This window comes from Pandoraea sp. (assembly GCF_041919235.1).
Lineage (GTDB): Bacteria > Pseudomonadota > Gammaproteobacteria > Burkholderiales > Burkholderiaceae > Pandoraea.
On the sequence record NZ_JAYRUC010000026.1, the window covers coordinates 20,426 to 34,480 of the forward strand.

The 14,055-nt window shown below is 63.1% G+C and carries 16 protein-coding genes; 5 read left to right on the forward strand and 11 right to left on the reverse strand.

Annotated features, from left to right (window positions below; genetic code table 11):
• Nucleotides 1–57: 57 nt before the first annotated feature.
• The 8 genes from ACE3UG_RS18920 to ACE3UG_RS18955 all read right to left on the reverse strand — a co-directional run bounded on the left by ACE3UG_RS18920 (nucleotide 58) and on the right by ACE3UG_RS18955 (nucleotide 6,635).
• Nucleotides 58–858 carry a class I SAM-dependent methyltransferase gene (locus tag ACE3UG_RS18920; RefSeq protein ID WP_374626749.1) on the reverse strand — a complete coding sequence of 267 codons (801 nt, stop codon included), beginning with the start codon at nucleotides 856–858 and terminating at the stop codon, nucleotides 58–60.
• A gap of 338 nt (nucleotides 859–1,196) precedes the next feature.
• Nucleotides 1,197–2,564, reverse strand: coding sequence for an ATP-binding protein (locus ACE3UG_RS18925; RefSeq protein WP_374626751.1), 1,368 nt, complete (start codon nucleotides 2,562–2,564; stop codon nucleotides 1,197–1,199).
• Nucleotides 2,561–3,226 carry a response regulator transcription factor gene (locus tag ACE3UG_RS18930; protein ID WP_374626753.1) on the reverse strand — a complete coding sequence of 222 codons (666 nt, stop codon included), beginning with the start codon at nucleotides 3,224–3,226 and terminating at the stop codon, nucleotides 2,561–2,563. Before ACE3UG_RS18930 ends, ACE3UG_RS18925 begins: the two co-directional genes overlap by 4 nt.
• A gap of 23 nt (nucleotides 3,227–3,249) precedes the next feature.
• Nucleotides 3,250–4,008: a hypothetical protein gene (locus tag ACE3UG_RS18935; protein WP_374626756.1), complete on the reverse strand. Its 759-nt coding sequence runs from the start codon at nucleotides 4,006–4,008 to the stop codon at nucleotides 3,250–3,252.
• Complete coding sequence (locus tag ACE3UG_RS18940; RefSeq protein WP_374626758.1) at nucleotides 4,005–4,601, reverse strand: undecaprenyl-diphosphatase; 597 nt, start codon at nucleotides 4,599–4,601, stop codon at nucleotides 4,005–4,007. The genes ACE3UG_RS18935 and ACE3UG_RS18940 overlap by 4 nt, the downstream gene beginning before the upstream one ends.
• A 369-nt stretch (nucleotides 4,602–4,970) precedes the next feature.
• Entirely contained in the window at nucleotides 4,971–5,531 is a 561-nt protein-coding gene (locus tag ACE3UG_RS18945) for a cytochrome b (protein WP_374626760.1), read from the reverse strand.
• Between the two features lie 165 nt (nucleotides 5,532–5,696).
• On the reverse strand, nucleotides 5,697–6,107 hold the full coding sequence (locus tag ACE3UG_RS18950) for a DUF4148 domain-containing protein (RefSeq protein WP_374626762.1): 411 nt from the start codon (nucleotides 6,105–6,107) through the stop codon (nucleotides 5,697–5,699).
• Between the two features lie 276 nt (nucleotides 6,108–6,383).
• Nucleotides 6,384–6,635, reverse strand: coding sequence for a hypothetical protein (locus ACE3UG_RS18955; RefSeq protein WP_374626764.1), 252 nt, complete (start codon nucleotides 6,633–6,635; stop codon nucleotides 6,384–6,386).
• Nucleotides 6,636–6,992: 357 nt separating this feature from the next.
• Between ACE3UG_RS18955 and ACE3UG_RS18960 the strand changes: the two genes are divergently transcribed.
• The gene (locus ACE3UG_RS18960) at nucleotides 6,993–7,541 is read left to right on the forward strand and encodes an aspartate carbamoyltransferase (protein ID WP_374626766.1); all 549 of its coding nucleotides are present in this window, start codon (nucleotides 6,993–6,995) and stop codon (nucleotides 7,539–7,541) included.
• 66 nt (nucleotides 7,542–7,607) lie between these two features.
• On the opposite strand, the gene ACE3UG_RS18965 is transcribed toward ACE3UG_RS18960, so the two are convergent.
• Nucleotides 7,608–8,159 (reverse strand): antibiotic biosynthesis monooxygenase, encoded by a 552-nt coding sequence (locus tag ACE3UG_RS18965; RefSeq protein ID WP_374626768.1) that lies wholly within the window; start codon nucleotides 8,157–8,159, stop codon nucleotides 7,608–7,610.
• Nucleotides 8,160–8,716: 557 nt separating this feature from the next.
• Between ACE3UG_RS18965 and ACE3UG_RS18970 the strand changes: the two genes are divergently transcribed.
• The 4 genes from ACE3UG_RS18970 to ACE3UG_RS18985 are packed head-to-tail and all read left to right on the forward strand — an operon-like array spanning nucleotide 8,717 to nucleotide 12,177.
• Nucleotides 8,717–9,538, forward strand: a complete 822-nt coding sequence (locus ACE3UG_RS18970) for an alpha/beta fold hydrolase (RefSeq protein WP_374626770.1) — start codon at nucleotides 8,717–8,719, stop codon at nucleotides 9,536–9,538.
• A gap of 8 nt (nucleotides 9,539–9,546) precedes the next feature.
• Nucleotides 9,547–11,403, forward strand: coding sequence for an amidohydrolase (locus ACE3UG_RS18975; RefSeq protein WP_374626772.1), 1,857 nt, complete (start codon nucleotides 9,547–9,549; stop codon nucleotides 11,401–11,403).
• A 31-nt stretch (nucleotides 11,404–11,434) separates the two neighbouring features.
• Nucleotides 11,435–11,899, forward strand: a complete 465-nt coding sequence (locus ACE3UG_RS18980; protein ID WP_374626774.1) for a DoxX family protein — start codon at nucleotides 11,435–11,437, stop codon at nucleotides 11,897–11,899.
• Nucleotides 11,896–12,177 (forward strand): DUF1427 family protein, encoded by a 282-nt coding sequence (locus tag ACE3UG_RS18985; protein ID WP_374626776.1) that lies wholly within the window; start codon nucleotides 11,896–11,898, stop codon nucleotides 12,175–12,177. Before ACE3UG_RS18980 ends, ACE3UG_RS18985 begins: the two co-directional genes overlap by 4 nt.
• Nucleotides 12,178–12,313: 136 nt before the next feature.
• Here the strand turns inward: ACE3UG_RS18985 and ACE3UG_RS18990 are convergent, their stop codons facing one another.
• Together ACE3UG_RS18990 and ACE3UG_RS18995 are read right to left on the reverse strand one after the other, a co-directional pair.
• On the reverse strand, nucleotides 12,314–13,261 hold the full coding sequence (locus ACE3UG_RS18990) for an electron transfer flavoprotein subunit alpha/FixB family protein (RefSeq protein ID WP_374626778.1): 948 nt from the start codon (nucleotides 13,259–13,261) through the stop codon (nucleotides 12,314–12,316).
• 23 nt (nucleotides 13,262–13,284) lie between these two features.
• Nucleotides 13,285–14,034 carry an electron transfer flavoprotein subunit beta/FixA family protein gene (locus tag ACE3UG_RS18995; protein WP_374626780.1) on the reverse strand — a complete coding sequence of 250 codons (750 nt, stop codon included), beginning with the start codon at nucleotides 14,032–14,034 and terminating at the stop codon, nucleotides 13,285–13,287.
• Between the last annotated feature and the right edge of the window lie 21 nt (nucleotides 14,035–14,055).

Here is a 14,055-nt window from a genome sequence, read left to right on the forward strand (position 1 = left end):
GGCGCGGGGTACCTGGGCCACGCGCCACCGGCGTCGCGGGTTGAACGCTTGCTTGCGTCAGGGCTTGATCGCGTAGGTCGCCAGAAACGACGGCAGAAAATGCTCGATGACGAATCGAGGCTTCGGCTGTTCGTCTTCGTAGAAGCCTTTGAGCACGAAACCTGCTTCCAGTTGCCCCCCGATCTGCTCGCTGAGGCTGTGCCCGAAGACCAGGGCTTCGCTGTTCGATCGCCTTTTGGCGAGTTCCGACGATGTCAGATCACGCACGTCCGAGTAGGGCACCTTGAAGCGCGGACGGATGATGCCTTGGGCGGCATACTCCGGACTGCGATCCGCCACGAAGACGACCGGATTGAAAAAGCTGCTGAGCAGTCTTCCACCTTGGCGCAACACCCGAAAGCACTCCGCCCATACCGGGCGAATGTCCGGCACGTACAGGTTGGAAATCGGATGAAGGATGCAATCGAATGCGGCATCCTTGAACGCCGAGAGATCACGCATGTCGCCCTGGACCGTCGTCAACGTGAGTCCGTCCCGGCGCGCGACCATGTCGTCTTGCGCCAACTGTGCGGCGGAGGCGTCCAGTACCGTGACTTGTGCACCTGCGGCGCTCAGTACCGGCGCCTGCTGACCGCCACCGGAAGCAAGGCACAAGATGCGTTGGCCTCGGACATCGGGCAGCCAGCCCTCGGGGAGCGCGGACGGTGTTAGATGGACGGACCAGTCACCGTTGCGCGCCGACGCAATGACTTCCGCGCTAACCGGACGCGACCACTCACACTGCGCCGCCGCCTGGCGATCCCAAGCGGCGGCGTTATGTGCGAGCACGTCGGCAGAGTGAATCCGAGAATCGGGCATGGTGTCTTCCTGTCATGAACGTGGAAAGCCGCCTACAGAAACGCAAAACGCACGTCGACGCGAAACTGGCAGGTTGTGGTGGCTGGTGAGTCAAACGCCGGCTCGGACGCGATCGTCGGCACGGCGAGCCATGCGCTCGCACAGCAGGCAGCGAGTGGACGAGATGCGAACACACATCCGGCATGATGTGCTTATTTCGACGGATTATCGCCCGTTTCCCATTGGCTCAGGCCAGCATTCGCCGCCCTGGATCGTCAATCGCAAAAACGTAGGGGCGACGACGTTATCGCCGCTCGCGTAGCAGGACCGTGTCGTCACCGCCGGTACGGCCAGCCACGTCACGCCACGCCCCCCACCTGCCCAGACTTCGATACGGCCGGCACGACGACGGTCACGCTCAATCCGGACTGGGCGCGTTCATCGGTATAGGCGAGGCGTACGTCCGCCCCAACCTTCTCTGCAATGGCCTTCACGATGGACAGGCCGAGGCCCGAGCCCACTTCACTTGTCCCAAGTCCTCGGTAGAAGGCGTCGAAAACACGCTCGCGCTCATAGGGTGCGATTCCGGGACCCGTGTCCATCACGCGCAAAACGGTTTGGTGCTTTCCCGGCTCGAGCACCAAATCCACACGGCCACCCGCCGGGGTGTAGCGAATCGCGTTATCGACCAGATTCTTCATCAGTACGCTCAAATCCGCCTCGCTCATCGGCAGCGATGTATCGTCGCCCGCCTCGATGCCAATGTCGATTCCCTTGGCTTCGGCGAGCGGGTAAAGCGTCTCCAGGGTTTGACGCAGCACACGCAAGACCGAGTCGGTGCTCGCTGCGGCGTCGCTCGTTGTCGCCTGAACGCTGGACAGCGTCAACAGATGATCGAGCATGTGCCGCCCCCGCTCGATGCCGAGACGCAACTCGGCAAGCCGCTCACGCGCGGTGGCCGACATATCGGCCTCGGCAAGCCGCTCAGCTTGTAGGGACAGCGCCGTCAATGGCGTGCGCAACTCATGGGCAGCATCGGCAACGAACCGGTGCTGCGCGTCGACGGAAGTGGCCACGCGCGAGAGCAGGTTATTGATGGCGCTGAGGAACGGACGGATCTCGTTGGGAAGGTGTTTGGTCGACACCGGATGCAATTCGCCATATTGGCGACGGTCGATCTCTCCAGACAAACTCGCGACCGGACGAAATATCTTGCGCACCAGCCACCCGACCACGAGCAGCAACACGGGGGCAAACGCCACCAGCGGCATGACGGTGCGCAATGCACTGGTGCGGGCGATCTCGTCGCGAACGTCGGTCTCCTGTGCCACCGCGATGCGCTCGCCGGATTTCAGCGTCTTGACGAGTATCCTATACGGCTCGCCGCCCACGACCACGGTCGATAGGCCATCGAGCATGGTCACCGGCAACGGGAGTGGCAGCTTGTCGCCACCGTCGCCCGCGCCGGGCGTCGTGACAATCCCCAGCCGCTGAACGACTACGCGTGCTTCCTCGTCACGCGTTTGGGACGCCTGAATATTGCGAAACTCGCTGGTCGGCAGATTGTTGTTGTCGACGAGTGCGGCGACCTGGCGCAACACATCGTCCTGCAGCTCGTGCGCTTCGTCGAACGCTGCGGCGAACGAAATTACCCCGGCGATCACGGCAAAGACGAGGATCGCCACCGAGAGCCACAGACTCAGGCGCAGGCGAATGGAGTCGTTCAATCGCCTTTTAATACCATCCATCCTGCCCCCCTCACATTCTTGATGACGCTCGCGCCCAGCTTCTTGCGCAGCGAGTGAATGAGAAATTCGATGGCATTGCTCTCCACTTCTTCGCCCCACCCGTAAATCCGATCCTCCAGGTCGCTCCTGGACAGAATGGCACCGGGCCGCGCCAGCAACGCTTCGAGCAACGCGAACTCGCGATTCGATAACTTGATCGACGCGGCCTCGGTGGTACAAGCCTCCCGCGTTCCCGGATCGAGCGTGACGATGCCGTTCGACATGACGGGGAGCGCCTGTCCCGCCTGACGCCGCATGACAGCGCGAATGCGAGCGAGCAACTCGGCCATCTCGAACGGTTTGAGAATGTAGTCGTCGGCGCCGGAATCCAGGCCCTTCAGCCGATCCGGCAGCGCATCGCGCGCGGTCACGATGATGACGGGAACGCGGTGTCCGCCGGCTCTCAGGCTTTGCAGAACTGCGTGGCCGTCTTTGCCCGGCAACCCCAGATCCAGCAAGACCAGGTCGTAATGCTGACAGTCGGCTGCGGCCTGGGCCGCTTGTCCGTCCTTGACCCAATCCACGGCGAACGTCGCATCCTTGAGCGAATCGCGAACGACACTGCCAATCATGGGATCGTCTTCGACAAGCAGGATACGCATGTCACTTCCTCTCGAACGACGCGTCAGTGTGCTTTCGCTGCGGCGCGCTGCCGGAACAAGAGCAGACTCGTCAGAATAAACGCCAGCAACGCAAACGAAGCCGAATACCGGCTGAGGGCAAGCCCGCCCGCGCTGACCGGCTTGTCCAGAAAGTCGCCGACCACGGCACCCAGCGGCCGCGTCAGAATAAAAGCCGCCCAAAACAAGAAGGTGCGCGAGGTCCGGGTCCACCAATAGGCCCCGACGAGGATCAGCAGAAGCGCGCCGAACACCACGGCTGCGCCCGTATAGCCAAGCCCCGCCGTATCTGCAGTCCAGTCACCCAATGCGGTACCCAGCGTTTGGGAAAACATGATCGTAACCCAATAGAAGGCTTCGGCCTTGGGGGAGTTGATCGTGTGCACCGACACGGAGCCCATCGTCCGGTACCAGATCCAGAGCGAGCCGAGCAGCAAGGCGAGCAAGATCGCGGTGCCGCCGGCATATCCGATGCCAAGCGATCTGTCGGCGAAGTCTGCGAGCGTGGTGCCGACCGTCGTCGTGGCGATGATCGTCGCCCAATACAGCAGCGGCGAAAATGCCTTGGCGCGAATCTGCGCCGAGACCGCAATGGCAAAGACGACGGCAAAAATCGCCGTACCAATGAGATAGCCGAGGTTCATCGACATGGAGACGGCGTCGCCGCCAGTCTCACCCAAAGTCGTGGCCGCGATTTTGATCACCCAGAAAAGAAGCGTGACCTCGGGGACCTTGCTGAGTGTTTTCCTTACGTTTTCGTTCATGCTCTGACCCATCCCAAATCAATCAATCGTGCGAACAACTTTCGATGGACGAACAGCGCGACACGGTACGCTGGCATCAGCACCCAGCGCATGCGTCGCGTTACGAGCCATGCGGAGATCCCGGCGACGACGGCCGAACCGGCCATGTCCATGGGGAAATGAACACCGAGAAAAATACGCGACCATGCCACGGGAATGCCAAGCAATGCCGTGGCAACGCCAGCCATGCGCGTTCGCTGGTCCAACATGAGCGCGCACGCAACCGACCCTATCAGCGAGAGATGATCGCTCGGAAACGAGCTGTCGGCGGCGTGCGCCAGATAGGTGTGACCGATACCTGCGACAAACGGACGCGGATGTTGCCACACCCAGCCGATCGCCTGATTGATTGCCAGCCCCACGGCACCGGCTACGGCGGCAGCAATCAGCGCTCGACGCTGCCCCTCGTCCGAGCGCAGCCACGCCACCCCGATCGCAACCGGCAGCGCCAGAATCAGATACTGAGCAAAGAAGGTCGCGATTGCGAGTACCGGCGGCGAAGGCACAGCCGAAGCATTGAGCATGAGAAACAGCGCGTCATTCAAGCGCTCCATGCCGCGTCTCCGTGATGGGTTTGTCCGTTGTCGTGTCGAGTGCGTTGTGTGTCCATCAAACGGCCTTGTCGTTCGTCCAAGAGAGCGCGACGAAGGTACGCGAGGTGCAGCAGTCCATGAAGGCTCTCCAGATCAGCGCGGATATTCACGCAAGGCGAAGCCTATGCCCACTCACTTAGCCAGGCATTAGTGACGCGGGCCAATCAACCGGGTGCAGCAAAGCGGTCGTTGCCGCCGCACCGCCTCGAACGTGAGCGCACAAAAGCTCACGCCCGCAGTCGCCGGAGACGGCGTGCGGGCGCGTGAGTTTGTCAGGAAGATTTGCGCAGTGCGACTGCCCTCGACGGGGCGTCACACCTGGCGTGCCGATTACCGGGTCGTGCTGGGTTCAGGTTGATTCTGCACGGGAAGCATCTTGTGCAAGGTGCCGTCACGCAGGACCCAGTGATGGTAGAGGGCTGCGCAGATATGCAGCGCAATCGCGCCGAGCAGCACATAGGCGAGGAAAGAGTGCACGTCGCCCATCGAGTGGCCGAACGACGACCCGTTGGCCGATAGCGCGGGCAAGGGCACCACGCCGAGCAGCTTCAGCCCATAGCCGCGCGCCGAGGCATTGATCCAGCCCAACACAGGGACGATTACCAGCAGGGCATACAAGCCCTTGTGCGCAATGCCGGCGAACGTGTGCAGAATCGACTTCACGCCTCGCACCGGCGTGCTGCGGCAACGCGCCCACACCAATCGGATGGCCGTGAGCCCCAGAATCGTGACGCCGAGCGAAAGATGCCACGCGACAAGACCGATGGCAGGCGTCTGCCGGGTGATATCGGGCATCGTCAAGGCGACAACGAATTGCGCAGCCAACAGGGCTGCGGTAAGCCAGTGCAGATAACGGGATGCCGCATCATAACGTGTAACAGTTTGTTTCATCGAAGCCTCTTCGCCACTGATTGGAAACGTAGTCCAGCCGACACAGCCGCCAAGTGCCGTGCCCCTTGGTGAACATTCTGGGGCGCGACACTTAGCGAAAACTTAGCAAGCCCGCCTTCCGCGAAAAAAAGCGTCCTTGCCGAATGGCCAATGTTGCAATAACGATCACGGATGAGCATATTGACGCTCGATGGATTGCTCGCTCGCAACCTGGATGTTATGCGTCCACGCCGCATGTGTGCGCGCCGCGAGGTGAACCACCGGATACTCGTTTCCGGGCCGAGTGAGCAAGCCGCGCTGTTCGGCCCGGCTCAGGCTATTCTCGACGGAAAGCCGCGTGGCGTGCATTTGCGGGCGGTGGCTCATCGCGGCTTCAGGATAGACGGTGTCGCCTTGTTGCAGCCTGCCGCGCTTCTCCGCACTCACGAGTTGTCCATAGACCTGTGCGCGCGTGAGCGAATAGGATGGGGCGCCGCCGGACATCGCGGACGGACTTGTGAGCGCTTGCGCGTTGGCCTGTACTGCACCGAACAATCCCACCACGGCAACTAGCGCAGCAACATATGAGGTCTTCATGATCGAACTCCTAAGGGTGACGAGTGTGAAGGGCCAATGGCACTGCCATTGCACAACCTTCACCTTCATCCTAGGCGCCCAACCTTAGCGAACCCTTAGCGCGATCGCGCTTGCAATCTCGGTGTTTCGGCATGCGCGGACGCGTTCTGTAGGACAACCGAGCGCACGATGCCGCTAACGCGCGATCAGTGAGGACGCCGGAACATCATGCTCTGAAGTGACGCGCGCACGGAAATTGTCGCTTCGGCAATTCGTGACGGCTCATCGGGCGTCACGCTAGAACAGCGCGACGACGACCCGGGCCGCTATCGCGAACGCCACCAATGCGAGTGTCGGGACAAATGCCGACGCCGCGAGTGCCATGACCATATGCCGGGGGTGCATCCGCCACGGCGCACCACTCTCCTTGCGTCGCCGAATCGCGTCAGGATCGTAGCCGGCGGCGCGCAGCAACTCGTCCGAACGCGCCGGCCAGGCGCACGCGTCGCTCGGCAGTGAGACTTGCCGTCGCTCGTCAGAGGCCTTCATTTGAGCAGTTGCCACCGCCATCCCGACTCCGTACACCGGCAAGAGAACGCGAAGCAATCGCAACAACGGCCCATCGCGCCTGCGACGGGCCAGCCCCGTATCGAACCCGCCATCGATACTTAGTGGGAATCCTACGCCCTATTGGCGAGAGTGTGGGCGAGGCTCTCCGATAGCTGAACGAACATCGGATCCACGCCGTACGCCAATGCCCGTTCGACACGTTCAGGTTCGACACCCGCGCGGAACTTCGCCAGGCACGCACCGAGTCAAACGACATTTTGCCGCGTATGATTTCAGTCATATCCGGAGTCGTCTCGTGACGGCAGACTTCGAATGCTCTTTCGATTGGAGTCATCCATGAAACGCTCTTCTGTTGCCCTGATCGGGGCCGCCACCGCCGTCGTGCTCGGCGCTGCCCTTCTCTCTTCGCCCGCCCTTGCCGACGTGACAGCACGCCAGGCGGTCGTGGCGCAACGCGGCGCCGAGGTCATGCCGTTCTCCCTGAGCGCCGCCACCCACATCTTCACGAAGACGGTCGATGGCGGCGTCCAGCAGGTCGTCACGAAGCATCACGATCCGAAGCAGGTCGCGCTGATCCGCGAGCATATGGCGATGATCGCCCAGCAATTCGCGGCGGGGGACTTCGGCGCACCGCAAAAGATCCACGGCAACGAAATGCCGGGCCTGTCGGCATTGCGAGGCGCGGCGCCGGGCAAACTGAAGATCGACTATCGCGACGTGCCCAATGGAGGTGAAATCGTCTATCGCGCAGACGAGCCTCGCCTTGTCGCCGCCCTGCATGACTGGTTCGACGCCCAGGTATCCGATCATGGCCACGACGCGATGACGGGGCACGATCCCGCCAGCATGCATCCTCGTCCGGCGAAGGCTTCGTCAGCCGAATAGCGCGCCCGACGCAGCCGTGGTGGCCGTGGCCACCGTAGCCACCTGACGGCGCGCACCACACCCCCCTCAGCGAAACAGCCAGCTCGCTACGGCCTTCGTATAGCGCGGCATGACCACGTAGACCATCAGCAACACGATGACGGCGGTGCCGCCCATGCGGGCGACGATCGACTCGCCCGCGAACGGCCACAGCGCAAACACCGGCCCCAGCACCCAAGGCACCAATACCGACAGCGGGAAAATGGCGGACCACGTCACCAGCCATTGCTTCCAGGGCGTGGCTGGGTTGTGCGCGGGCGGTGCAAACCAGAACTCCAGGCCCGTGCGAATCTGATAGCGGTCTCCCTTCGGCAAAAACGGCTGCATGCGCTGCAGAAAGTCCGAGCGCTCGGCCGATTCCATCCATCGCGTAAGGTTCGCGAAGCCGTCGAACCGAATGATCACGACGTACGTGTGTTGCTTGCCAAGCGGCCGGATCACGTCGGTCGACAAATAACCCTCGAAGCGTTCACACACCTTGCGAATATCCGTCAGCCATTGTTCATAGCGGGCGGTCGCTTCCGGCAGGATCTCGTGGGAAATGATGCTCGTGACGATTTCGTCGGGCTCGCGGGTCATGATGGGCAGCGCGCAGCGCGGGACGTGAGGAACGCATCTATCAGACCACAAACGCCAGCGACCGCCAATAGCACCAAGGTATGCGAAGGCAGACGCCGGAAGGGCGCCATACGGACGCGCCACGCTGCAATTCGCTCAACGGGGCGTTGCATTCGAGCCCCCCCCTGGGTCGGTGAATGACGCGTACCGTCGGCCGGCGATTCGATCCCGCCAAGCACGGACGCACCGCGATACGCGCAGTCTGCGCCAATCGATTCGCCCGTTTCGGCACGAATTCAAGCCGCAAGCGGGCGCCGTTCCAGCCAGCGATTTCAGCCTTCTCGTCCGCGCTCGGATGCCTCGCTCCTGCTTGGGGGCGAGGGGGTAATACCAAGGGCCGATAGATTCGTCCGCTCAGAGCGATTAGGCTTGAGCGTGATCGGCCGCCGCGTTCCCGCGCCTTGCGCTGCAGAGAAGCTTGGACGCCCCCCTGTCACACAGCCCCCTCACGATTATCCGATCATGACGAAGACGCAACGTCGCAAGCCCGCCATCCCGCCCGCTCAGGAGCTCACACGATGAACACGATCACCACGAAAGACGGCACGCAAATCTTCTACAAGGACTGGGGCACCGGCAAGCCCGTGGTCTTCTCGCACGGCTGGCCGCTCAATGCCGACGCCTGGGACGCACAGATGCTGTTTCTGGTGCAGCACGGCTTGCGCGTAATCGCGCACGATCGTCGCGGTCATGGGCGCTCCAGCCAGTCGGCGCAAGGCAACGACATGGATACCTACGCCGACGATCTGGCGGCGTTGCTCGACACCCTCGACATTCAGGGCGCCACGCTGGTCGGTCACTCAACCGGCGGTGGTGAAGTCGCTCATTACATCGGCCGTCACGGCACCAGGCGTGTCGCCCGCGCCGTGCTGATCGGCGCCGTGCCACCGATCATGGCCAAGACGCCCGCCTACCCGAACGGGCTGCCGCTGGAAGTGTTCGACAACATCCGCAAGGGCGTCGCCGACAACCGCTCGCAGTTCTATAAGGACCTGGCCGTGCCGTTCTTCGGCTTCAACCGTCCGAGCGCGAAGGTCTCGCAAGGCACCATCGACGCCTTCTGGGCACAAGGCATGACCGGCAGCGTCCTCGGCCAGTACCTGTGCATCAAGGAATTCTCGGAAGTCGACTACACCGAAGACCTCAAGAAGATGACGATCCCGACACTGATCCTGCACGGCGACGACGACCAGATCGTGCCGATCGCCAATGCCGCCGAGCTGTCGGTAAAGATTGCCCCGAACGCCACGCTCAAGGTCTACAAGGGCGGCGCGCACGGCATGTGTGTGATCGACGCCGATCAGGTCAACGCCGACCTGCTCGCCTTCATCAATAGCTGAGGCTCGCCATGACCACCCCCGCGCCCGATCTCATACTGGTCAACGGCAAGTTCATCACGCTCGACCGCGCCCATCCGCAAGCCCACGCCGTGGCCGTCACAGACGGCAAGTTCACCGCCGTCGGCACGCGCGACGACGTCATGCGCCTGGCCGGCGCCGGCACTCAGGTCATCGACCTGCAGGGCCGATGCGTCATTCCCGGACTGATCGACAGTCACATGCACATCATCCGCGGCGGCCTGAACTACAACATGGAGTTGCGCTGGGACGGTGTGCGTTCGCTCGCCGACGCCATGCGCTTGCTCAAGGATCAAGTCGATCGCACGCCAGCACCGCAATGGGTCCGCGTGGTGGGTGGCTTTACCGAACACCAGTTCGTCGAGAAGCGTCTGCCGAGCATCGACGAGCTCAATGCTGTCGCCCCGGACACCCCGGTCTTCATCCTGCACCTGTATGACCGCGCGATCCTCAACGGCGCAGCGCTGCGCGCCGTCGGCTATACAAAGGACACGCCCAATCCGCCGGGCGGCGAGATCGTGCGCGATGCCTCGGGCAACCCGACCGGGCTGCTGCTCGCCAGGCCGAACGCGACCATTCTCTACGCCACCCTCGCCAAGGGTCCGAAGTTGCCGCCGGAGTATCAAAAGAACTCCACGCGCCACTTCATGCGCGAAGTGAACCGTCTGGGCATCACCGGCGTGATCGACGCAGGCGGCGGGTATCAAAACTACCCCGAGGATTACCAGATCATCGAGACGCTGCACCGCGACGGCGAACTGACCGTGCGCCTCGCATACAACCTGTTCACGCAGAAGCCGAAGGAAGAGCTCGCCGACTTCAGCCACTGGGTCAAGCAAGTGCGTCCGGGGCAGGGCGACGATCTCTATCGTCACAACGGCGCAGGCGAAATGCTCGTATATACGGCAGCCGACTTCGAAGACTTCCGCGTCGAGCGGCCCGAGATGGCGCCGTCGATGGAAGGGGATCTCGAACCGGTCGTGCGACTGCTTGCGGAGAATCGCTGGCCGTGGCGTCTGCATGCGACCTACGACGAAACCATCTCGCGCGCGCTCGACGTGTATGAGAAAGTCGCGAAGGACGTGCCGTTCGATGGCCTGCACTGGTTCTTCGACCACGCGGAGACGATCAGCGAGCGCAACATCGATCGAATCGCCGCGTTGGGTGGCGGCATTGCCGTGCAACACCGCATGGCCTATCAGGGCGAATACTTCGTCGAGCGCTACGGTGCACGCGCGGCCGAAGCCACGCCGCCGATCCGCCGCATGATCGAGAGCGGCGTGAAGGTCGGTGCAGGCACTGACGCTACCCGCGTTGCCTCGTACAACCCTTGGGTTTCGCTCTATTGGCTGGTCACCGGCAAGACCGTGGGCGGGCTGCGCATGTCGGCGCCGGGCAATCTCATCGACCGTGAAGATGCACTGCGCCTGTGGACCGAAGCCAACACATGGTTCTCGTCCGAAGTCGGCAAGAAGGGGCAGATCATGGTCGGCCAGCTTGCCGATCTCGCCGTGCTCTCGGCAGACTACTACAGCGTGCCGGAAGACGACATTCAGGACATCACGTCGGTCCTCACGCTGCTCGGCGGCAAGGTCGTACACGGCGATGGCGACTACGAACGATACGCACCGTCGCTGCCGCCCGCCATGCCGGACTGGTCGCCGGCACGTCACGGCGTGGGCTACAAGCCGCGCCAGAACGTGCTCAACGTCAATGTGAGTTGCGCCTGCGCAAGTGCTTGCGGCGTGCACGGCCATTCGCATGCGAAGGCGTGGTCCTCAAGCGTTCCGGCCACCGACGAGAGCGGGTTCTGGGGGGCATTGGGCTGCTCCTGCTGGGCCTTCTGAGCACCCTTCGTTCATCCGTTTGGAGTCCGTTATGTCGCCTGGCATCCCCGCTTCTACCGACGCCGCGCCGCGTGCCGGCACCGACGCGTCGCGTCTTCCGCGCTGGCTGTACTGGATCGCCTTGCTGCTGCTATGCAGCGCGTATCTGCAAGGCGGTATCGACAAGGCATGGGACTTTCCCGGTGCGATCGCCGAGATGCAGCACTTCGGCCTCGCACCGGCCGTGCCGATGGCCGTGGCGGTGATCGTGCTGGAATTGGGTGCCTCGGCCCTGATTCTCGCAGGACGCCTGCGTTGGCTCGGCGCGCTCGCGCTCGCGGCGTTTACGCTGGCCGCCTCGTTCATGGCCAACCGCTTCTGGGCGGTACCGGCCGGCGAGCGCGTGATGCTGGCCAACGCCTTCTTCGAACACCTCGGCCTGGTCGGCGGCTTCACGGCCGTCGCATGGGTCGACTTGCGCGCCCACGCCGCGCGTGTCACGCGGAACCCGTCATGAAGCTCTATCTCGTCTCGCTTGCCGTCGGCATTCTCGTCGGCATTATCTACGGCGGCCTCGGCGTGCGCTCACCGGCGCCGCCGGCCGTCGCACTCATCGGCCTGCTCGGCATGTTGCTCGGCGAGCAAGTCGTGCCCCCGGTCAAACGTCTGCTTGCGGGCGAGCCGGTCAATCTGGTGTGGTTCCACCGGGAATGCGTGCCCAAGATTACGGGTCTGCCCGTGTCGACCGATTCCTCCCGTGAGGACACCGCCAAGCCGAATGGACCGCAGGCCTGATCAGCAATGCACCGCCATCCGGCGGCGTAGCCGAGCCGCGGCAGACGAAACGTGAATTCGCTGCCGCCCTCGGGGCACGCCCGTGCGTCGAGCGCGCGCTGTCGCCGCACGCCGGCCGAAATGTCGAACCCCGCCGCTACTGCAAACGTTGGACCAGTTCCGGCACGATCTCAAAAAGATCGCCCGCGAGGCCGTAATCCGCGACGCCGAAGATCGGGGCTTCCGGGTCCTTGTTGATCGCCACGATCACCTTCGAATCCTTCATGCCCGCCAGATGCTGGATCGCGCCCGAGATGCCCACGGCAAAGTACAACTGCGGCGCCACGATCTTGCCCGTCTGGCCCACCTGGTAGTCATTCGGCACGTAACCCGCATCAACCGCCGCGCGCGAGGCGCCCAGCGCAGCGCCCAGCCTGTCGGCCAACGGCTCCAGCAAGCGCTTGTAGTTCTCTGCGCTACCCAGCCCGCGACCGCCCGACACGATGGTGCCCGCGCTTGTCAGTTCAGGGCGGTCGAGCTTCGTCACATCACGGCTCACGAATTTCGATACCCCCGCGTCGGGCGCCGCATCGATGCGCTCGATGGGCGCACTGCCGCCCGCTGATGCGTCCGCTTCGAAGCTCGTCGCTCTGACCGTGATGACCTTGATCGAATCGCGCGATTGCACCGTTGCGATGGCATTGCCTGCGTAGATCGGGCGCTCGAACGTGTCTGCGCTGCACACTGCGGTGACGTCACTTATTTGCGCCACGTCGAGCTTTGCAGCAATGCGCGGCGCGATATTCTTGCCCGACGCGGTGGCGGGCACCAGTATGTGCGAGTAATGCCTCGCGACGCTCAACACCGTCGCCTCGACGTTCTCGGCCAGGCCCGTTTCAAGCTGCGGCGCATCGGCCAGCAGCACCTTGCTCACCCCTGCGATCTGCGCCGCCGCCTCCGCAGCGCCATGCGCGTGATAGCCCGCAATCAGCACGTGCACGCCCTGCTCCGCGAACGCCTCGATCGCCTTCGCCGCTGCCACTGCGCCCAGTGTCGCGGCCTTGACGGTCGCATTGTCGTGTTCTGCGATTACCAGAATCGTCATGTCTTTCCTCTCTTGCCCGTTTGTCAGAGTACGTTCGCCTCAGCCTTCAGCTTCGCCAGCAGCGACGCCACGTCCGGCACCCTCACACCGGCGCCGCGCTTCGCGGGTTCCGCGACCTTGAGCGTTGTCAGCCGTGGTGTGACGTCAACACCGAGATCGTCGGGCTTGATCGTCTCGATCGGCTTCTTCTTCGCTTTCATGATGCTCGGCAGCGTTGCATAGCGCGGCTCGTTCAAGCGCAGGTCGGTGGTGATCACAGCGGGAAGCTTGACCGACAGTGTCTGCGCACCGCCATCCACTTCGCGCGTTACAACGGCGCTGCCGTCAGCGATGACGACCTTCGAGGCAAACGTCGCCTGTGGCAGATTTCCAAGCGCTGCGAGCATCTGGCCGGTCTGGTTCGAGTCGTCATCGATGGCCTGCTTGCCCAGGATGATGAGTTGCGGCTGCTCCCGGTCTACGATGGCCTTCAACAGCTTTGCCACGGCCAGCGGCTGCAAAGTCTCGTTCGACTCGATCAGGATGCCGCGGTCCGCGCCGATCGCCAGCGCCGTGCGCAGCGTCTCCTGCGCCTGGGCCACACCCGCAGAGACCGCGATCACCTCGGTGGCCACGCCTGCCTCCTTGAGCCGAACCGCTTCCTCGACAGCGATCTCGTCGAAGGGATTCATCGACATTTTTACGTTCGCGGTGTCGACACCCGTACCGTCCGACTTCACCCGGACATTCACGGTGTGATCTACCACGCGCTTCACAGTCACGATAATCTTCATTTCCTGTTCCTCATATCACTA